General features: G+C 59.3%; 19 protein-coding genes. 12 read left to right on the top strand and 7 right to left on the bottom strand.

The window, feature by feature from the left end:
* Positions 1-284: 284 nt before the first annotated feature.
* Positions 285-725: a DUF7261 family protein gene (locus BN996_RS11810; RefSeq protein WP_226908740.1), complete on the bottom strand. Its 441-nt coding sequence runs from the start codon at positions 723-725 to the stop codon at positions 285-287.
* A gap of 873 nt (positions 726-1598) precedes the next feature.
* A complete protein-coding gene (locus BN996_RS11805; protein WP_089779240.1) occupies positions 1599-2546 on the bottom strand; it encodes a helix-turn-helix transcriptional regulator in 948 nt (315 codons plus the stop codon).
* A gap of 395 nt (positions 2547-2941) precedes the next feature.
* Between BN996_RS11805 and BN996_RS11800 the strand changes: the two genes are divergently transcribed.
* Both BN996_RS11800 and BN996_RS11795 read left to right on the top strand, forming a co-directional pair.
* A complete protein-coding gene (locus BN996_RS11800) occupies positions 2942-4210 on the top strand; it encodes an RNA-guided endonuclease InsQ/TnpB family protein (RefSeq protein WP_089779239.1) in 1269 nt (422 codons plus the stop codon).
* A gap of 224 nt (positions 4211-4434) precedes the next feature.
* Complete coding sequence (locus tag BN996_RS11795) at positions 4435-5475, top strand: hypothetical protein (RefSeq protein ID WP_139043120.1); 1041 nt, start codon at positions 4435-4437, stop codon at positions 5473-5475.
* Between the two features lie 548 nt (positions 5476-6023).
* Here BN996_RS11795 and BN996_RS11785 read toward each other — a convergent pair.
* Positions 6024-6287, bottom strand: coding sequence for a hypothetical protein (locus BN996_RS11785; protein ID WP_089779234.1), 264 nt, complete (start codon positions 6285-6287; stop codon positions 6024-6026).
* A gap of 50 nt (positions 6288-6337) precedes the next feature.
* Positions 6338-7018: a hypothetical protein gene (locus BN996_RS11780; protein WP_089779232.1), complete on the bottom strand. Its 681-nt coding sequence runs from the start codon at positions 7016-7018 to the stop codon at positions 6338-6340.
* Between the two features lie 1082 nt (positions 7019-8100).
* Here BN996_RS11780 and BN996_RS11770 point away from each other — a divergent pair.
* From BN996_RS11770 to BN996_RS11760, 3 genes are all read left to right on the top strand, one after another.
* Complete coding sequence (locus BN996_RS11770; RefSeq protein ID WP_089779227.1) at positions 8101-8952, top strand: DNA-binding protein; 852 nt, start codon at positions 8101-8103, stop codon at positions 8950-8952.
* Between the two features lie 640 nt (positions 8953-9592).
* On the top strand, positions 9593-10477 hold the full coding sequence (locus tag BN996_RS11765) for an ImmA/IrrE family metallo-endopeptidase (RefSeq protein WP_089779226.1): 885 nt from the start codon (positions 9593-9595) through the stop codon (positions 10475-10477).
* A 93-nt stretch (positions 10478-10570) separates the two neighbouring features.
* Complete coding sequence (locus BN996_RS11760) at positions 10571-11581, top strand: Cdc6/Cdc18 family protein (RefSeq protein WP_089779224.1); 1011 nt, start codon at positions 10571-10573, stop codon at positions 11579-11581.
* Between the two features lie 172 nt (positions 11582-11753).
* Here the strand turns inward: BN996_RS11760 and BN996_RS11755 are convergent, their stop codons facing one another.
* The 3 genes from BN996_RS11755 to BN996_RS11745 all read right to left on the bottom strand — a co-directional run bounded on the left by BN996_RS11755 (position 11754) and on the right by BN996_RS11745 (position 13674).
* Complete coding sequence (locus BN996_RS11755) at positions 11754-12299, bottom strand: GIY-YIG nuclease family protein (protein WP_226908738.1); 546 nt, start codon at positions 12297-12299, stop codon at positions 11754-11756.
* A gap of 310 nt (positions 12300-12609) precedes the next feature.
* Entirely contained in the window at positions 12610-13038 is a 429-nt protein-coding gene (locus BN996_RS11750) for a DUF6884 domain-containing protein (protein WP_089779222.1), read from the bottom strand.
* Between the two features lie 240 nt (positions 13039-13278).
* Entirely contained in the window at positions 13279-13674 is a 396-nt protein-coding gene (locus tag BN996_RS11745) for a hypothetical protein (RefSeq protein ID WP_226908737.1), read from the bottom strand.
* Between the two features lie 294 nt (positions 13675-13968).
* Between BN996_RS11745 and BN996_RS11740 the strand changes: the two genes are divergently transcribed.
* The 7 genes from BN996_RS11740 to BN996_RS19780 all read left to right on the top strand — a co-directional run bounded on the left by BN996_RS11740 (position 13969) and on the right by BN996_RS19780 (position 19601).
* Positions 13969-14730, top strand: coding sequence for a P-loop NTPase family protein (locus tag BN996_RS11740; protein WP_139043119.1), 762 nt, complete (start codon positions 13969-13971; stop codon positions 14728-14730).
* Positions 14717-15001, top strand: a complete 285-nt coding sequence (locus BN996_RS11735; protein ID WP_089779218.1) for a DUF8156 family protein — start codon at positions 14717-14719, stop codon at positions 14999-15001. Before BN996_RS11740 ends, BN996_RS11735 begins: the two co-directional genes overlap by 14 nt.
* Before the next feature lie 2 nt (positions 15002-15003).
* Positions 15004-17127, top strand: coding sequence for a type B DNA-directed DNA polymerase (locus tag BN996_RS11730; RefSeq protein WP_089779217.1), 2124 nt, complete (start codon positions 15004-15006; stop codon positions 17125-17127).
* A 140-nt stretch (positions 17128-17267) separates the two neighbouring features.
* Entirely contained in the window at positions 17268-17744 is a 477-nt protein-coding gene (locus tag BN996_RS11725; RefSeq protein ID WP_089779214.1) for a hypothetical protein, read from the top strand.
* A 22-nt stretch (positions 17745-17766) separates the two neighbouring features.
* Entirely contained in the window at positions 17767-18015 is a 249-nt protein-coding gene (locus tag BN996_RS11720; RefSeq protein ID WP_226908736.1) for a hypothetical protein, read from the top strand.
* Between the two features lie 74 nt (positions 18016-18089).
* Positions 18090-19049 carry a transcription initiation factor IIB gene (locus BN996_RS11715; RefSeq protein ID WP_226908735.1) on the top strand — a complete coding sequence of 320 codons (960 nt, stop codon included), beginning with the start codon at positions 18090-18092 and terminating at the stop codon, positions 19047-19049.
* An 81-nt stretch (positions 19050-19130) separates the two neighbouring features.
* Entirely contained in the window at positions 19131-19601 is a 471-nt protein-coding gene (locus BN996_RS19780; RefSeq protein ID WP_139043118.1) for a hypothetical protein, read from the top strand.
* The last annotated feature ends 25 nt before the right edge of the window (positions 19602-19626 follow it).

Genomic DNA, 19626 nt, shown 5'->3' with positions numbered 1-19626 from the left:
AACGGAATGTTCCCACTACACACGGTCGAAATGGCTAACTTCGCGTATTACTCGGTCGCAAGTGTTCTCGTAGTTTGGCGATGACTCATCACTGCTAATATCTACACGAATCGCTGATTTAGCCATCCTATGGGGTGGTTCGCTCCTACAGTCTCTCTCCGCTGTACGAATCGCCGGAACGTATCTCTCGAAGGTAATTCGTGGGTTTAGTCTGATCGTTGTCGTTAACGAGAGTCCCCGACGGACCGGCCGTTTCTCCGGCCGCGCGACGCCCGCCCCGGCCCTCAGTTCGGACGCACGGCGACCGTCAGGTCCGTCCGCGACCGCGGCGTGGCGATGCGCACGTCCACGAGGACGGCGACGACGGCCGTCTCGCCCGCGCGCTCTTGCACGACGACGCCGCCGTCGGCGACGCAGGTTCCGAACTCCCGGTACGGACCGTTGGGGCAGTTCCTGAACGCCCAGGTCCCGGCCGCCGAGTCGTTCGTCGTCAGCGCGACGCCGCCGGGCCGCGCGCGTTCGACGTTCGCCAGAGCGGGGTCGAGCCGAGAGCGAAAGTCGGCGACTGCGGCGTCTCTCTCTGCCCAGTCGTACCGACCCGCGACGCCCGCGGTCGCAAGTTCGACCGCGTCCTCGGTCGTCTCGACGACGTCGTCCAGCGGCGGTGCCTCCGTCGTCTCGGTCGCGCCGGCGTTGATGACGGATGACCCGTCCGTCGAGAGCATCAATAGTTGGACGAAGCCGTGGACGTTGAGCCGACCTCTCTTTCGACCGGAGTACACCCTTGCAGACGCCCGCAACAATACTTCTCCCCCCAACGTGTCGACCCAACAAATCCAGCTATTGCACTCCACCACACAAAGTCGGCAATTGCCGGCCACCAGTTCGAGTGGAGCAACGCGTGAGAGACGTGTGCTGGCGAGCGAACACGGGGAGAACGGGGTTGTTGCGAGTGATACACAAGGAGATGTCGCGACGAGTCAGTCGGGTGAACGCGACGCAACAGGTCCGAATAACTACTCTCGAAAACAGGCGATACACCCCCCGTACGATGGATTGTATCCGGGATAAAGGAAACTCACCAATCGTGAACAGTAGCACCCAGACGAGTGTGAGCACCAGCGAACGGAACTGGTATCGAAGCCACACACGTCCCGAGCGTGGTCGAAATGAGGTATCCGAGCAACACCGGGGTGCCGGAGAGGGTGAACTGAGTGGTCTCGACACCGGTTCGCTACACCCCGACGCCGGTCATACCCGAGTACACCCTTGCGGAAGCAGGCCGTCCATGTACATCCCTGGAAACTGGGGGTGTAGCGCGTGTATCCCGGTTTTACCTCGTCACCACGGGTGTAGAATCGCACCTGATTATGAGCCTCGTGAATGTGCGGTGACCGTCGCGAAGTCGAAGGAATCTGTTGTTGGCCGCAGCCGAACGAACGACCGCGCGGATGTGGACTGCATAGTGATCATCGGTCACGATGGTTCGACATAATTCCTGCGCTATGTGTAGTTGTGATAATATGACCACTGTCCGTTCTATTGCGTAGTGTCGCACCCTATTTCGCAGGCAGATCACTGAAAATTGCTGCCTTCAACTACGATGGCCCAGCTAATAGTGTCGCGTTGGTCTTGTATAATCCATATTTGCGTTCTGCCCACGCAAACGAATCATCGTCATCTGTCTCAAGCAGCGCATAAGGGATGCCATTGTTACCACAACTCCCGACCTGCATCACGGTCTGGTCAAACAATCCGAGATACTGTGGGAGTGGGTCGTCACAGACGTAGACGGACACTCGGCCTGTTGCAATCATGTCTTCGAAGAGCTCACCCAACGAGTCTGACTGGAGCAACTGAGCAACAGTACGGTCGACAATCACCTCATGTTCAGACTTGTTTTCGAGGATACTTCGGTATTTGACTTCCATCGATTCTCGACCAACGGAGGGCAATAGACCCCGGTATCGATGCGCCGCCTGAACCGTCTCAATATGACTGTCTAGTGGCCCGAATGAATTGTTTGCCTCAGCAACCCAGATTCGTGCACCCCGTAGATTCTTGAGATCGATATCGAACCAGTCAGGGTCGACCAACTGTAAAAACGGCGCAAGCCGTGTTATCGTCTCAATTGTCTCCTGAAATTCGACAAACACCTGGCCAAGAAATTCCCCAACGGGGGTGAGAACATACATTCCGTCTTCATACGCCACAATTCCAGCAGATTCTAACTCACGTACCCCTCTGTCAATCGTGGACCGGGAGACGTCTAATTCGTCAACAAGTGTATGTTTATCTCTCGGCCCCTGCAAGAGACAGTCAAGGAGTGCGGAACGACGGTTCAAAATCTCGATAGTGTCAGCATCAATGGATACCATGGTGTCTCCTCGTTGGGTTAACATATTTGTCTGGATATGATATATAAATTGACAAATCATGTCTGAAGACAGAATGTCAATGATTCCAACACGTCGGCGAATATCGCCAGCCATCTCCGAGGTTGAACAGACGAAAACCCGGAACATCTGCTGAATAATATTTATCATCTGCCATTCATGAGTATACTTCTTATATCAGTTCGCAGAGCATGACGGAACACCCGACGCGTGACGTAACGACTGCGCACAAGCAAGTATACATGGTAGCATGCCACACACAAAGCCAACTAGTAAACGGTTCTTTCAGCGCCAGTCAGCCCTCGTACTATTCGTCGTTATTTCATTGCTGTTAGTCCCTGTCGGGTCGGTATACGCAGACGAATCTGCAGGCATCAAGCGCGTGCGGATTATACGAAATCAAGGAGAATACCTGACCCTTTAGGGTCAGGATGAATCCGACACTATTCTACCCATCAACCGGTCGGTGGCACGGCAGGATATTCCACGCCACATTCACCACGTTTAATACAATAATATTCATAAGTACTTATGAACACAGCCCGATGCTGAAAACAACCCGCACATATCGAGCGAAAATCGTCAACCACCAACAGGTAAGTGACGACCTCGATAACTGCGGGCACTCAGCCTCGAAACTGTGGAACGTCGCCCGCTACCACATCCAACAAGAATGGGATTCTACCGGCGAGATTCCGTCCGAAGCCGACCTCAAGCGCGAATTAAAAGACCACGAACGATACAGTGACCTCCATTCTCAGTCAAGTCAGCGAGTTCTAGAAGAACTTGCTGAGTCGTTCAACGGATGGTTCAAAAAGCGCAAGAACGGTGACACAGACGCGAATCCCCCCGGCTACCGAAAGCGAGGCGACAAGCACCCGCGTTCCACCGTGACGTGGAAGCAGAACGGGATCAAGCACGATTCCAAGCACAACCAACTCCGTCTGAGCAAGGGTTTCAACCTGAAGAACCACCGCTCAGACTTCATCCTCGCAGGGTACGAAACACGACCTGACGTGACCGTGGAGAATATCCAACAGGTTCGAGCCGTGTGGAACGGCGACCGTTGGGAACTTCACCTTGTTTGCAAAGTCGAAATCCCTGTTGAGGAAGCACCCGGAGACGACACGGCGGGAATCGACCTCGGTATCAGTAACTACCTCACTATCGCCTACGACGATGGTGACGCCGAGTTGTATCCGGGGAACGTACTGAAACAGGACAAGCACTACTTCACCCGTGACGAGTACGACACCGAAGGTGAGAACGGCCCGTCACGCCGTGCACTCCGTGCCCGGCAGAAACTCTCGCGTCGGAAAGACCACTTCCTGCACGCCCTCGCCAAGCACATCGTTGAGCAGTGCATCGGCCACGAGGTCGGTCGTATCGCCGTCGGTGACTTGAGCAAGATTCGAGTGGACGAGAACGGCGAGTCGCGGAATTGGGGGCGGGGCGGGAATAAGAAACTCCACGGCTGGGAGTTCGACCGCTTCACCACGTTACTCGAATACAAGGCCGAAGAACACGGTATCCTCGTTGACCGAACGAGCGAGAGAGATACAAGCAAGACTTGTTCGTGTTGTGGGCGAAAGCGTGATGCGAATCGTGTAGAACGTGGCTTGTACGTCTGTGAATCGTGTGGTGCGACGATGAATGCAGACGTGAACGGTGCGGTGAACATCCGACGAAAGATAACTCAGAATCCTCCGACGGAGGATATGAGTAACGGTCGTTTGGCACGGCCAGTAGCCTACCTGTTCACTCAAACCTCGGGGCGTTTCGCACCGAGCGAACAGGTGGGTTGTGAATCTTAATATCCCAACGCTCGGGATTCCCGCGTCTTTAGGCGCGGGAGGATGTCAATGATACTGTTGACCGTGACGGTGACGGGTATTACTCTTCGTTCACTATTGAACTCCTCCTCGACACCAAGTGCTGGGGTTGTTACGACAAAACAGGCATCATCAGTGACCCTCAGATGGAGCCAGTTATTCTCATGTCGATTGAGGGGTCTCGAATCGGTCGAAAGAACGTGGGTATGAACGACGACAACGTGCTCGTTGAGTTACCTACGAGAGACGACATGTGGGATGAGCAGTTTTCGCGACGTGAATTGGCCATCGAGATTAGCTTGTGGGATGACGATGCACCACCACCGAATGCCGGCATTCTCACGACGGAGGTAGACGACAAAATCGATTCGTGGTCCGATACTGTGAAGTACGAGCCCAGCAGCCAAGACCAGCCGGGTGTGGATACTGCAACTCAGTCAGAATCGACGAACCAGCAGTCTGGCGCACGTGAGCAAGACGACTCATCGTCGTCAAGCACGCAATCCGAGCCGACGTATCAAGATACTGATGGCGATGGGATTACTGACAGCGATGAGCGGTCGCTTGGCACAGATCCGCGGTCGGAAGATACGGACGGAGATGGTCTCACTGACAACCGGGAGCAAAGCGGCCCAACGGACCCGACGATGAGTGATTCCGATGGCGATGGGCTCTCAGATGGTTCTGAAGTGAATTCGCACGGCACAAATCCCACGTCTGCAGATTCTGATGGTGACGGGCTTACTGATAGTGCAGAGGTTTCAGGACCGACGAACCCAACAATGAGTGACACCGATGGAGACGGACTCTCTGATGGGGACGAACAGTCACACGGGAGTGACCCTGTGATGGCCGATAGTGACACCGATGGGCTTACTGACGGGCGTGAGGTGTCACTCGGGACCGACCCGACGAATATGGACTCCGATGGGGATGGACTCTCTGATGGGGACGAAGTGAATGATATCGGTACCGACCCGACGGCGGTGGATACTGACGGTGATGGCCTCGAGGACCATGCGGAAGTCACAATTCACAACACGGACCCAACACAGGAAGATACGGACCGCGATGGGCTTGTCGACACACGAGAAGTCTCCGATACGGGCACGAACCCATTGCAAGTCGATACTGATGGAGATGGATATGAGGATGCCGAAGAGGTTGACCTTGGAACGGACCCAACAGCACCAACTGGCGTGACTGACTACTGGTTGTCTCGACTGCTGAACGCAATCGGTGCCTAGCTCATCGCGCTTTCATTCCTTTTGTAACCTACGCACAGTCGTTTTGAACGCCCCCGCAGCGACGATTCGAGGGCCTCCGTGCGCGCCTCGGCCTTCGGCCTGCGGTGCTACAGTCGGCCGTCTTCGTCCTCGCCGCGGCCCCGTTCACTCCCACCCGGTGACTGGTCGGTAGCCGTCACGTCTGTGTTCGACTCGTGTGCGCTTTCGTATTTCATGGTGCGCCTGCAGAGGTGCAGGCGCGTGTTCTGGCCTGTGTTGATTCACAATGTGTCTAAACTGCGAGAGGGAGCAGACTGTCGATAGCGCCGAACAACGGATGGCATTCGAACTGTACGCGTGGCTTCGCCTCTACGCGGACGAAGGTGTCGCCCCCGCGCAATTCGTCCAGTTACTGTTGCGGACGGCTGTCGTCGTCGACGAACTGGATGGAGTTTCGTGGCCCCCCGGGCGAGATACGACGGCGTACACGCAACTGCTGGCGCGGACAGAACAGGTGCGCGAACGGTTGGATATCAGTGACGTAAACACAGGGACGGGGTCCTCTTGGGTCACTTCGAACTCGTTCCGCGGTCGACAACGACTTGCCGAGTCTGTTTGGCGTCGATCCCGAACAGGAGACCAGCGAGAAATAGGAGTTCGTTCCCCTGGTAGTACTGTGTGACAATATAGTCGATGAGGCCGATATCTGGCGCGGCCACACCGAAGATGACTAACAGAAGCGCGACGATGGCCGCGAGTCCGGCAACCGTTCGAACCACAACCCCCGAGACGAAGCCGACGAGGAACACGACGACTGCAGTGAGTAGACTCATCGATTCTCTCAGAGGTGATACAGAAGTAAAGTCGTCGTGGCCCATCGTTCTCACCTCGATTCGAGTAACTCACTCACACTGCTCCTTTCACGAAACTCCGAAATCGAGAGGAAGAACTTGTGTTCCGACCAGAGTTCGTCGAAGGCGATTCGCTCGGTTCCCTGTGCTTCGGCGACTCGTTTGAACGCCGCTTGGAGTGCGCTTGCAGAGAGTCGTGTCCGTGGATTGCTCTCGGGATTCAAGTTCAACAGCGCGCTCGGTTTCGTCTTCTCAGGTCGCACCTCGCCATCGAGAAGACAGCCGGTTTCGACGAGGGCGGCGACCACGTGTTGGTCGAGCGGGACGTACAGGTCGGCACACCACGTCTCCTTGAAGCCGAACGCGTGGACGACCTTGCGAAGATACTCGTTGGCGATTTTCGGGCCGACACCCTCGATGTCGGTGAGATATTCGTACGCGTCTGCGTGGGGGTCCAGCGACCGAAGCGTATCGGCACTGAACGCCTCTCGAGCGGTCTCAACCTGTTCGATGCTTTGGGGTCCAGCCCGTTGGCGAATGGTGATGCTGAAAACAGTATCGAGGTCGCCAGCAATCGTCTCGGGTGTAATTTCGTAGATGGTCTCGTACTTCTGGCGAGTGAAGTGGACGTGTCGGCCGACGCCGTCGTGTGCAGCGGTCGGAAGCGCTTCGAGGACGGCCCCCAATCGCTCCTCATCAATTTCGAGTCCCATGCGAACACTTCACACCGAAGCTATGTGACGATATTGCTGGCTGTCACGTCGGGTCTCTCCAAGCAGTTCATCGACGACGTGACCGAGTAGTGGGCGTCTCCCAAGCGTCGCTCCCAAAGTGAACAGCGACGCGCGTCCGTACGCTTGGGGGCGACTGCTCGGGTTGTGCGCGCTCCGGCGGGCAGACCGTTCCTGCCGGGCCCGGGCGTTTCGCGCTGCCGTTGCGTCTGCGACGGACGGGGCACGGTCACGGGGCCGGGTCGGGCCGGGTGCAGCCACCCGATACCGGTCAGCCCCGAGGGCGGGCCTGCGAGCGCTCGGCCCGCGTCCGGGCCGTGACCGAGACCGGGGTGGCTGCATCTTCACCAGCCGTTGCGTCGGCGCTCCCTCGATGCGGTCGCGCCGTCGGCCGGCTGGTTCAGACGTGGCCGCTTGCGCGGTCCGGGCGGACTGCTCGCCGTTCGGGCACTTGCCCTCACCCCTCGTTCACCCGGGCTGCGGTGGCTACTGGGGGCTCGCCGTGCTCACCCCCATATGCCACGGTCCGGGGCTCACTCAGGGCCGGCTGTGCGGCCTGCCGGGCGTGCGCTCAAACTCGGCCGCGACGAACTGTGGGTCCGCGGGCGTCCAGCCCGCACCGGGCTGCCGCACGAGGCGTTTCCGTTGCGTCTGCGACGGACGGGACAGGCTCGTGCGGGTCCGGGCGCGGTGCTGTTCCGGCGGGTCCTCGCTCTCTGCGGCCTCGCTGTGGCCGTATGCGACGCCGTTCAGGACTGTCAACCTCCCGCTTGCCGTCTCGTCGTCCCGGTTCAGCCGTTGCGTCTACGACGGACGGCCTGCACGGGGTCGACGACCCGCGGGTCGGTAGATTGACTGCCCTGACCGCGCGCTCACCTCAAGGTTCACCCCCGTACTCGTCTGTGGGGGACACCTGTTGGCGACGCGCCGCGCCGGGCAAGCCGGCGAAGGCGCGGCGGCGTCGCCGTGAGACGATTGGTGTCGGTCAGTCTGTGAGAACACTGCGGCTGGAGAGTCGTGATGTCGGAAGAAGACGCCGAGTGAGCGCCTTTCAGAGAACTACAATGAGTAGTAAGAAACAGTTCCGTAATGAAGTTTCGCACAGCAATCACCCCTCGACAGTCGACGACGACGTAGTCGATGAGACGCCAGCGCTCCATCCTACGGTTGAACTCGAGATTCAAGCCAAGGTTGACCTGAATAACCCTGAAGCGGTTGGTCGGGGACTGACCCTCGCGGAAGAAGAGCGGCTGGCTGCACGTGAGTGGGAAATCGAACAGACGCGTGCACGGTGGGACCGGAGACAGACGTCGAGTCGGGAAGCGCGGACGGCGACGGCGGTTGAACAGTCAAGTATCGAAGCAACGAGAGAGTTCAAGAAGCGTGCAGGGTGTGTGAATCGGTGGGCCGACCCCGAGGAGGCAGACCCGCGTGAGCAACTGACGGCTGAACAGTTGGGCGTTGTGAACAGGGAGGCGGCACGGATGCAGTCGAAACTCGATGCGTGGTCACGGGCGGCGATCAGTCGGCGGCTGGCCGAGGTAGTCGCAGACGGGAACTCGATGATGAGCGCGGTCGTGGGTGTGTTCGAGGAGTTGCAACAGGCACCCGGGACGGTGATTCCGATTGCGGCGGTCAGCGAGGTCAGTCGTCGTGAAGTGTCGATAGAAGGAACGATTACGCAGTTGTGGGAGTCGTCGAGCGCGGCGATTCAACAAGTGGGACTCATCGAGGACGAGACGGGACGAACGAAGGTGACTGTCTGGGAGAAATCGAGACAACCGGCTGTGAGAGAAGGCGAGCGGGTGACGCTGCGGAACGTCGCAAAGAGCTGGTACGGTGGACGCGTGTCGGTGGCTGTGACGGGGTGGTCCGACATCAGCTTCCCAGAGCGCGAGGCGTGGTGGGCTGAGTAGGCGTCGCCGGCGGGTGTGTTCTTTTTTTACGTATCCACCAGCCCAGACCCCACCTCCCCACCCACCGCTCCGTGCTCGCACCTGCGGTGCTGCGCGCGCAGCCACGACCTCAAAAACAGGAATAGGTCTCTCCGCTCATTGAGAGGCAACCAGTACAGAACCGACTCATCAACCACCCTATAACTTAGTCAATTGCTGACAGTAGCAGCGGCCATGGCACGGGAAATGATGTGCAGTTCTTGCGGAAACGTCCAGTCATACAACAACATTGCAACGGCTCCGGATCGATGCCCGAATTGTAACCAGCCGTGGCAGCCTAACTACTAATTCGACTTTTCCAATCCAGAGTTGGTGACCTCGCTACTAGGGAAAGGTTCGCCTCAGAATGGCCATCAAATGATTCAACTCTCAAACACCAGTTAATCAACTCAGATAGTAAAATCATGATTAGTAAAATCGTGATTAAGATACTCCAGACGCGTCTCTCAGACAGCCGTTAACCACGGCCATTCGCGCTCCGAATTTTATCTGCCCCCTTCGGGTGCGGGGCGGCAACTCGCCCTGCTGATTCGAAATGTCACAGCCAGACACAGCCACGCAGACAGCGACGTTCAGCGACGCACCCACCCGTACCGACGAGATGCACGACGCACTTGACAACTGGATTGCCGACCTCCTCGATGAGACGACCACCGCACACGCAAGCGACGCATTCCAGCGGTGGCTCGACGTCCAGTGCCAGTTTCACGATTACTCCGCGCGGAACGCTCTCCTGATCTCGCTGCAATGTCCGGATGCGACGCACGTCGCGGGCTACCGAACGTGGCAAACGGAGTTCGACAGACAGGTCTCGGAAGGTGAGTCGGCGATTTGGATCTGGGCTCCAATCACAGCCAAAGTCTGTCCGGCCTGTGGCGAACCGAAGTCCGGCCACGACGACGACTGCGAGAGCGACGGTGTGCCGTACTCCGAGTGGTCGAGTCAACTACGGTCGTTCAAGCCGGTCCCCGTGTTCGACGTATCGCAGACGACGGGCGAGTCGCTTCCGTCGTTGGAGACCGCCACGTACGGTGACGCGAGCGGACTCGTCTCCGCACTCTGTGCCGCGGCGGAGTCGCTCGGGGTGGACGTGTCACTCGTGTCTCCGAGTGAGTGGACTCACGGCGCAGCGCGCGGTGTGTGTGAATTCCCGCAGGGACACCGACCGAGCGTCGCAGTCAGACAGCGACCGAACGAGGCGGACATGGCGACGACGCTCGTCCACGAGTTCGCTCACGGACTACTGCACGCAGACCGGACGAGCCTGCCAGAGCAGTCACTGCGCGAAGTCGAAGCCGAAGCAGTCGCGTATCTCGTCGGTCGCCAGTTCGGGTTGGATGTGTGTAATTCGGCGTTCTATCTCGCTGCGTGGGCGAGCGAGGACGCCGAGTCGGTGCTCGAACGGCTCAATCGGATTCGGTCGGTGACGGTGTCGATACTCGGGGCGGTCGACGATGCAACAGGACTGGACCAACGAGTACGATAGCGTGGAGTCACGGAATATCGCCTGAAGAACCACACCGGTTCCAGTTTCACTCTGTACCTGACGCCTATACGCACGCCAGCCAACCACACCCACATGATTCGGGACGCTGAGGTGCTCGACGAGGGCTTTGTGCCTAACGACCTCCAACATCGGGATGCGGAACTCACGCACCTTGAGTCCGTCCTGCGGCCGTTTGCGGACGGCGCGTCTGGCCAGTCGGTCATCATCACCGGTCCGACTGGTGCCGGGAAGACGGTGACAGCCAAATACGTCAGCAACCAGCTCACAGAGGCTGCGCCAGCGGTGCAGGCGATTCACTTGAACTGCTGGCGGAGTCACACGCAGTTCCGGGCGTTCTATCGGATTCTCGACGAACTCGGGTTGGCGACGGACATCCACCGCGGGTCGACACCGCACGACGAACTCATTTCGCGACTCGAAGCGTACGACGGCAATCCGGTCGTCGTCGTTCTCGATGAGGCAGACCAACTCGATTCGACGGACATCTTCTACGACCTCCATTCGCTGCCGAAGTTCGCCCAACTCATCGTCGCGAACGACCGCGACCAACTCTTCGGGAGGCTGAATTCGCGACTCCAGAGTCGACTGCAGAGCGGCGAACACGTCACGATGTCGCGATACGCGCCTGACGAACTCGTGTCGATTCTTTCTGTTCGCGTTCGCTGGGGGCTGGACGCCGGAGCCGTCTCACAGGAGATTCTCGAGCGAATCGCTGATGCCGCCGCTGGGGACGCCCGCGTCGCCCTCGGGATGTTGCGTCGCGCGGCCAACTACGCTGTCCGTGAGCAACGAGACGAGATCACGTTCGACGTGCTCGAAGCAGCGATGCCGGACGCGCGGGCGCAGATTCGACAGCGAAACGTCGATGCGCTCAACGACCACCAGCGAGCGGTCTTGGATACCATCCGTGCCTACGGGCCGTTGAGTCCCCAAGAGATCTACAGCCACTACGAACAGCAGATGGACGACCCGAACCAGCTTCGCACGGTCAAATCATATCTCTCGAAGCTGACCGAGTATCGGTTAATCGAAGCCGAAGGGTCGACCAGAGACCGGGTGTATCGACCAGTACAATCGAGTTGATGTCGGCTCCACGTTCTCGCCCGCGTGTCGACCGCGTCTGCGGAGTACAGTCACGAAGTAACAGCGCAAATTTGTGACTGGTGTGTGGTCTGACTGACTGGTTCTGTGACCGCACAGAACGCGAGATACACGATGGGATAGCTCAAAGCCGGGAGTGGGAAGTGAGCAATCGTCAGAACTGGTCTGTTGGCGCGCGTTCACATTCGAGCCAGTGAGCGCCGATGAGTTCTGTCTCGACCTCCTGTCGCTTGTGGAGCGCATCGTGATTGTCGAGTTGCGCGTAGCTGTAGTACGACTTGCCGTCGCGCTCGCGGCGATGGGTCTGCAAGCGACTCTTCAGATTCGAACTCATGCCGATGTAGTGCAGGCAGTCGTCCGAATCGCTGTTCCAGATGCGGTAGAGTCCGTCAGATGCTGGGACGGTTGGTGGTACAGCAGCGAGTCGTCTTGGTGGTTTCCAGTTGAGCCCCATCCAGTCGTCGGCGAAGAGCGAGTCGGCGTTCGACCAGTCGAGCGGGCCAACACCAGGCTCGGAATTTGGCTCGGATTCACCCGGTGCAAGCGGTCCCCCGACGTCCCCATCACAACTGTAGCTCGACTGCCGATAGCCGGGTATCATCCGTCCAAAGTTGGCAGTCGGGCTTCGACCAATATTTCGGCGGTGAACCGCGATTAGTGCTGCTTCAAGGCCCTTCCTGTCCTGTGTGTCTTCGGCCAACGAGGGCGTCGTCCACGACACTTCCAGCCCAGGTCCATCTCGGTCGACGATCGCCCACAGACACGGCGCGGCAGTATGTGGGTCTCGGTATGGCATCTGGTTGGCGAACGCACCCCTCGCGAGTGCGTGGATAGTCCACTCGTGCTTCTGCCGGTTTCTCCCACGTACACCAAGCCGTCGTGATCTGGGTGGCGAACACGATAGAGTCCTGGGTCGGTCGTGGCGCTCTGCAGGTGTCCTCGTGTCTTGTCCAGCGGACCCCACTCGGACCACTCGAGTCCGAGCCACTCTCTCAGTTCGACGGGATCACTCATGTCTGTTCGTTGTACCACGCCAATGTCTCTCCAAACATCAAGCCCGCTGTCGGAATGTGGATCTCGACTGGATGTGGGTCGAGCAAGGGGAGCAGTTCTTCGTAATAGGCTTTCCCGGCGTGGATGACGAGCGTCACATCCTCATCGAGAAGCCCTCGTTCTTCGAGGTCGGCTGTGACCTCACGCGCCCACTCTCGACGAGTCTCGACGTTGGCGGTCGTCAGAGTCTGCTCGTATGGCGAGATTGGCGGTCCGTCTGGGTCAAGGACATGGTGTTTTGCAGAGAGGACCAGCCAGTCGTCGTGGTGTCGTTCACAGTACTCGCGTGCTTTCCTGAAATAGGGTGATTCGTCGTACAGTAATCGTGGAACAGCAGGCTCGTCACGCTTTGACTTAGTGCAACTCACCAGGCCGACCTCCGTCATTGGCGTATCTACGTCGTCTCCTGTGATGAGCTTATTCAACCACCCACGAAATCACAGCACCCTGCTTGTGGACCGAATGCTGGAGTCCGTCAAAATGCGATAGTTGGCAGACCCTCGCCTCGATGTCGTACCAGTACTCGATGTCTCGAACGACCTTGTCAGCGATGTTCGCTGCTGTGTATTTTTCGGACAGCGACTCGACTGTGTGTGGATCATCGTCGGAACGGGCGTAGAACAGCCCTAACAGCCCACCTGAATTGCTGAACTCCGATTGGGAGAGTCGGTGTAGTCTGTCAGGAGGGTATTGTTGTGGAACGGACTAAACACGTGTTTGAACATGTGCGGCTCCGGGTCGCCATTTGCTCTCCAGTAGCGGATGAGCTTCGCTTCAACCGGCGTTCCGCCCGGTAACACCATGTCACACTTGCCGTTCTCGTTCGGATACTCGACCTCACGTTCGATGCCCGTGTAGCGTGCGTCCTCTCGGCGGAGCTGTTCAAGGAGCAACGCTAACTGACGCTCTTCGTTTTCTGACCCGATACCGTTGCCGTACTGCCCCTCAGTACTGCTATCAACGTCGTGAATGACTGTTGCCAGTGCTTGTGTTAGTTCTTCAAGCGACAGCGCCTGGGTCATCTCAATGCGACTCTCCTCGGAGAGCGAGGACTTCAATCAGGCTGGTCTCACTTCAAGCGCCATCGGAGGGCTTGGTAAACTCCTCTGGGACGTCCCCCACCAGGACCGAGAGGGGTCGCGCTCACTCTCCCGCCTCCACGACGCCTCACGACGGCGCAGGCATTTCGTGCACTTCATGCGTTGCACGAATCTGACCACTACGCCGTCTCGTGGTTTCACACCGAGGACTACGATTTCGTGAACTCGTGTACCGACCCGAGTTCGCTTATCGGACTCCTGAGCGAACAGGTGTGTATGCGACCAGAGTTCCAACAGCGTCGTCGCGATGCGGCGACTGAGACGGCGCAGGCAACCCGCGACGCATCCCCACCCGAACTACCGACACTCGATGGCGGCTGCCACCGACTCGTCGTCGAAGACGAGCCGCGACCGGTACAGATTCTGCAGGCGCTCGTCTTGGACCACGCTCTCACCACCGGAGGCGACGTACTGTGGCTCGACGCCGCCACCCACGCGAACGCCGCGTCGCTGACGCGACTCTCACCGAGTCGCCGACTCCTCGACCGCATCCACGTCGCCCGGGCGTTCACGCCGTACCAGCACGCGGAGTTGGCGACGACGCTCCGGTCGACGGTTGCCGAGGAAGACATCAACCCATCACTCGTCGTCTGTCCCGGACTCGACGCGCTCTACGATACGGACGAGGTTTCCAATTCGGTCGGGAAACAGCTCCTGTCGCGAGCGCTCGCGGCGATTAAGCGAGTCGCGCGGGAGGTAGACGCGAGTCTGCTCGCGACGCACCTCGGCCGGCCTGAAACGAATCCGTACGCAGAAATCGTTGCCAGGGCCGTGCCATCGACGCTCTACTGCGAGCAGACGCAGTTCGGCCCGCGGTTCCGTGGGACCGACTTCGAGACGCTCGTGTATCCCGATGCGACGGGGATGCAGACGACGCTCGCGTTCTGGCGGACCGTCTTGGCGCACCGAGCAACCGCGTCGGACATGGCCGTCGAACCAGCGACGCCGAGTGGGGTGATGGTCGATGGGACGCAGTAGTCCGACCTATCGCGACCTGCTGCGGCGACTCGAACACGACTGGGACGACTTCGAACGCGCGCTTCGACGCCAGGATACGGGTCCGTACAGTCGATTGTGGGGGAATGCAACGCGATACGCGGACGCGGCGGGCTATCAGAATCCGCAGGAGCCGATGGACGCGGTGTTTCTGTCGATGCTCTTGGCGCACCAGCGGGCGCTCGAAGACCTCTACGACGAACTGGATGTGGCTGACCAGGCGGCGTGGTCGCCCCTTACCGACCGAGAGTGAGAATGTGCTACACGTTCGATTTCATCGACGGCGACGTGTATCGCTGGACACCCGCAGGCGATGACGGGCCCGCAGCGTACGACATCGATTCGACGTATCGCCCGCGCTTCTACGTCCGGGGGCCACGCGAGACACGAGCAGCGTACGAACAGGCACTCGAACCACACCCATCGGTCGCCGCGGTGGAGACGGTCGAACGGCGGCCAGGGTTCGGCGAGACGTACGAGTCGATGACGCTGGTTGCCGCAACGGCAGTCGATGCGGTGCCGACGCTCGCCCGCCAAGCCAACCAGGTCGCGCTCCCGGGCGAACTTCGGTGCTACAACGTGGATTTCTCCCCGGAGTTCCGATACTGCCTCGAAACCGACACCGACCCGACGCCGAACACGCGACTCACGACAGTCGAGATTCACCTGCCGCGAGCGCGTGCAACTGACGAAGAACTGTCGAGGGTGACGGTCGATGGCGAGACGGTCCGCGGGTCGCAAGCGACCGTGGTCGATGCGGTGGCGACGCGCGTCGCCGAGCGCGACCCGGACGTCCTGTTTGTCAACGCGGCCGCGGTGATTCCGCGATTGTTCGCGGCGGCACGCGACGAAGGTCGCACGCTCGAACTCGGTCGTGGCCCGCACGCAGCGACGTTTCAGCAACTCGCTGGCGAGTCGGCGTACCACTCCTACGGACAGGTCGGTCACTCGCCAGCGCGCTACAACGTCCCCGGTCGCGTCGTCATCAATCGCTCAGCCTCCTTTTTCCTCGACGAGACGAATCTGGCTGGCTGTCTTGATCTCGTCGAGCGGTCGCGGAAACCACTCCAAGAACAGGCGTGGGCCTCGATCGGAAACGTGCTGACCGCAATCCAGATTCGAGAAGCACAGCGTCGGGACGTGCTGGTCCAATGGCGGGCGTGGCGACCCGAATCGTGGAAGACGATGGGGTCGTTGTACACCGCCGACCGGGGTGGATTCACCTTCTCCCCGAACGTTGGCGTCCACACCGACGTTCACGAAGTCGACTTTTCGAGTCTGTACCCGAACATCATCATCACTCGGAACATCAGTCCGGAGACGATTCGGTGTGACTGCTGTTCGACGCGCGACGTTCCCGAGCTTGGGTATTCAATCTGTGATCGTGCCGGCTACCTGCCTGACGTCCTCGCCCCGCTCGTCTCGGACCGCGATGCGATCAAAGCCCAACTCTCCGAGACGACCGACTTGCCTGAGCGTGAGCGCCTCGAGGGGAAGTCGGCCGCGCTCAAATGGATTCTCGTCTCGTGTTTTGGGTATCAGGGCTTTTCGAACGCGAAGTTCGGGCGTATCGAGTGCCACGAGGCAATCAACGCGTTCGCGCGGTCGATTCTGCTCGACGCCAAAGACCAGTTAGAGCAGGCCGGCTGGGACGTCGTCCACGGCCTCGTCGATAGTCTCTGGGTGACGCCTGCTCCCGAGTGCGACCAGCGGCCGCTTACGGCGGTCTGCCAGGACATCACCGATGACGTCGGCATTCGATTAGAGTACGAAGGCGCGTTCGACTGGGTCGCGTTCGTCCCGAAGCGTGACTCAGCGGCGGGCGCGCTGACGAAGTACTTCGGCAAGTACGCGGACCCGACAGCCGATGGGTCGACGTACAAATACCGAGGCATCGAGTGTCGTCAGCGGAGCACACCAGCCTTCGTAGCGTCCGTCCAGAAGGAGCTCATTCGGACGTTCGACCAGTACCGCGACCCCGGCCCAGTCATCGACAACCTGGCGGCGCATCTCGAAGCGCTGCACGCGGGTCGCGCCGACGTCGCGGACCTCGTGGTCAGCACGCGAACGTCGAAACCACTCTCTGAGTACGACCAGGCGACCCAGATGGTTGCGGCGCTGCAGCGAGCCGATAGCCTGTACGACGACGACCCGCCTGCTGGCGGGACGGTCGCGTACGTCGTCGTTGACGACGACAAGCGCGGCCGTGAGCGCGTTTCGCTCCGCGAAGAAGCGCCGTCAACGTACGATGCGGGGTTCTACGAGACGGCGCTGATTCGGGCGGCGACGAGCGTGCTAGCTCCGTGTGGCTGGACCCAAGCACGAATCGAACGAGCACTCGCGGAGACGACCGAGACGTCGCTTGGCCGGTGGGCGTGAGCGACCGCCGGGAGATTTTATCGCCCCCTGTTGGGTGCGGGGGCTCACCACGAGCGCTCGTCGTTCTAATGACAACGCAACGACCACCTAGCAGACAGTCAGCAACGTCAGCGACTCACCGCGGTCACGACCTCGTCCGTGTGACTGAGTGGCTTCCAGGAAGCAAGCCAACTGACTATGATATCGAACTCTCCGACGGAGACGGCTATCGAACGCGGTTTTGGCGCTGTCGGAACTGCGGTCACGAGCGGAACCGGCGCGACGAGTTCCGCGAGCCGTGTCGTGCGACGGCCGGTCGCCCACTCGTGAGCGACGGCGGCTACGCAGTCGAAGACTCACGGACGTGGAAAGCACTCACCGAATCGATGACTGTCCGGTTCGGGACCGTTGGCCCGCGGTACGACGTCGAGTCGTCGAGCGGGAACACCTACGAGGTCGATATCGCGGCGGGCATATGCTCTTGCCCAGACCACCAGAAACGCGGTGTCGAGTGTAAGCACCTCAGGCGGGTATTGTTCGAACTCCGGACGCGCATCCTGCCCCAGCCGGACGGTCGCTTCGCGCGGTGTGCAGCAGAGTCGCGACGAGAGACGAGTGCGTTCGAGCAATCGCGATGAATTCTATCTCCCCCTGAGGGGTGTGGGAACTTCCCTCGTACTTCCGATGACAACGAACGATACCAAACACGACAGCGGCATCGCCGAGCGAACACCGACCGGACACAAGATCCAGGTCATCACCGAGTGGGACGACGACGGAACACCGTCGATCGAAACACTCACGCAGTTCGACCAGGGTCGGCGGCGTGTCTGGCGCTGTGTCCAGTGCGGAGACGAACGGAACGAGCCGTCCGGGTTCGAGCAGGGCTGTCCATCCCAACCGGTGTAGGTCGCGGTCGACGTGACAACGACACCCGGCGCACCGCCTGCCAATTTTATTCCCCCCTTGAGGGGTGCGGGGTGGTGAATCAGGCCACCTCACGACCGACAACAATGTCTCTGAGAGAAATCTACGACCGGACCTTCGACGAATCGTGCGGGAAATCCATCGACGCTAGCGAGTGTCCCGAATGTGACGGACGACTGAGGACAGATGGCGGTGAAACAGCCTGCGAGGGGTGTGGACTCATCGTCGACCAGTACTATTTCGACCATACGCATGGTCCGCGTGTGTTCGACGAAGATCCACACTCAGTTCCACGAACGGGTGGAAAACTCACCCCGACGCGGCACGACAGAGGCGTTTCAGCGGAAATCGGCTACAACCGTGATGCGAACGGACGGACGGTATCGTCCAAGAAGCGACGCCAACTCCACCGGCTTCGGCGCGAGCATCGGCGGGCACGCTTCGAGTCGAAAGGGGAGCGGAACCTCGCGACGGCGCTCGGTGAGATTATCCGGATGGGGAGCGCACTCGACTTCTCGTGGAGTCTCATCGAAGAGGCGAGTCAGCTCTACCGGCATGCCCAGGACGCAGACCTCATCCGAGGGCGGTCTGTCGAGATGATTGCCGCGGGGAGCCTGTATGCGACGTGTCGGCGGCGTGGCCTGCCACGTCCACGTGATGAAATCGCGAGCGTCGCGCGCTGTTCGTGTGACCAGGTCCAGACGGGCTACCGGGCGCTCAATAGCGAGTTAGGAATCAATGCTCAGGTCGTCACCGCTCGAACGTACGTTACTCGGCTCGGGTCGGACAGCGGACTCTCCTCACAGGTACAGTCGCGGGCGTACGAACTCGCGACGAGTGCCGATGAGGAGGGGATTACAAACGGGCGGAATCCAGCTGGCGTCGCCGCAGCGTGTCTCTATCTTGCGGGAACGGAGTTGGATGTCGCCCCGACACAGACCGAACTCGCCACACTCGCGGACGTGTCGGTCCCAACGCTCAGAGCGCGCTACGTCGAACTCACCGAACTGACGTGAGAGAGGCGAGCGCCTCCGTCAAATTCTCAAAGATGGTATTTTAATCTATAGTGTTATAGCCGATGGTTATGATGACCACCCATGAATGAAACTAGTTTTGCAAGGAGGAAATTTATCGCCGCAACTACTGCCGGGTTGGTGGGAGCGATTGCTGGCTGTACTGGGGGAGAAAGTGAGGCAGAAGCAGTGAATACGAATTCTGGGTCAACACAGACTACACAGACTAGTGACGATTCTGGCCAGTTAGCGCCAACCTGTGAGACGTCAAAGATTGAGGACGAATCGCTCACCAAAGCTCGGTGGGAAGGATATGCGAATGGCACAACAGAAATTGAGAGTGTAGAGTTAACAGTCTCGAGTGTTGTTGATTTCCCGACACAAGTTGCCGCACAAGTCTTTTTCTACAGAGAGAAAGGAGGGTTTGAGCCATCAACCATCACGAAAAAGGAGTTTGGTGTACTTTCACCGAATGAACGGAAGACACTCACCATTACCAGAACAGGACTTAATTCCAAAGATTGGGACGTAGAACTGCTGTTTAGCTGTCCCTGACAGTCGTTCTGTAGTATCTAGCTCT

It is taken from the genome of Haloferax massiliensis (genome assembly GCF_001368915.1).
In the GTDB taxonomy this organism is placed as follows: domain Archaea; phylum Halobacteriota; class Halobacteria; order Halobacteriales; family Haloferacaceae; genus Haloferax; species Haloferax massiliensis.
Note: the sequence above shows the minus strand (reverse complement) of the source record. Positions and strands in the feature narration are given on the sequence as shown.

Coding starts and splice junctions, on each gene's coding strand:
- BN996_RS11810 (WP_226908740.1), bottom strand. CDS start 725: ATGCTCTCGACGGACGGGTCATCCGTCATCAACGCCGGCGCGACCGAG.
- BN996_RS11805 (WP_089779240.1), bottom strand. CDS start 2,546: ATGATAAATATTATTCAGCAGATGTTCCGGGTTTTCGTCTGTTCAACC.
- BN996_RS11800 (WP_089779239.1), top strand. CDS start 2,942: ATGCTGAAAACAACCCGCACATATCGAGCGAAAATCGTCAACCACCAA.
- BN996_RS11795 (WP_139043120.1), top strand. CDS start 4,435: ATGAACGACGACAACGTGCTCGTTGAGTTACCTACGAGAGACGACATG.
- BN996_RS11785 (WP_089779234.1), bottom strand. CDS start 6,287: ATGAGTCTACTCACTGCAGTCGTCGTGTTCCTCGTCGGCTTCGTCTCG.
- BN996_RS11780 (WP_089779232.1), bottom strand. CDS start 7,018: ATGGGACTCGAAATTGATGAGGAGCGATTGGGGGCCGTCCTCGAAGCG.
- BN996_RS11770 (WP_089779227.1), top strand. CDS start 8,101: ATGAGTAGTAAGAAACAGTTCCGTAATGAAGTTTCGCACAGCAATCAC.
- BN996_RS11765 (WP_089779226.1), top strand. CDS start 9,593: ATGCACGACGCACTTGACAACTGGATTGCCGACCTCCTCGATGAGACG.
- BN996_RS11760 (WP_089779224.1), top strand. CDS start 10,571: ATGATTCGGGACGCTGAGGTGCTCGACGAGGGCTTTGTGCCTAACGAC.
- BN996_RS11750 (WP_089779222.1), bottom strand. CDS start 13,038: ATGACGGAGGTCGGCCTGGTGAGTTGCACTAAGTCAAAGCGTGACGAG.
- BN996_RS11745 (WP_226908737.1), bottom strand. CDS start 13,674: ATGACCCAGGCGCTGTCGCTTGAAGAACTAACACAAGCACTGGCAACA.
- BN996_RS11740 (WP_139043119.1), top strand. CDS start 13,969: ATGCGACCAGAGTTCCAACAGCGTCGTCGCGATGCGGCGACTGAGACG.
- BN996_RS11735 (WP_089779218.1), top strand. CDS start 14,717: ATGGGACGCAGTAGTCCGACCTATCGCGACCTGCTGCGGCGACTCGAA.
- BN996_RS11730 (WP_089779217.1), top strand. CDS start 15,004: ATGTGCTACACGTTCGATTTCATCGACGGCGACGTGTATCGCTGGACA.
- BN996_RS19780 (WP_139043118.1), top strand. CDS start 19,131: ATGAATGAAACTAGTTTTGCAAGGAGGAAATTTATCGCCGCAACTACT.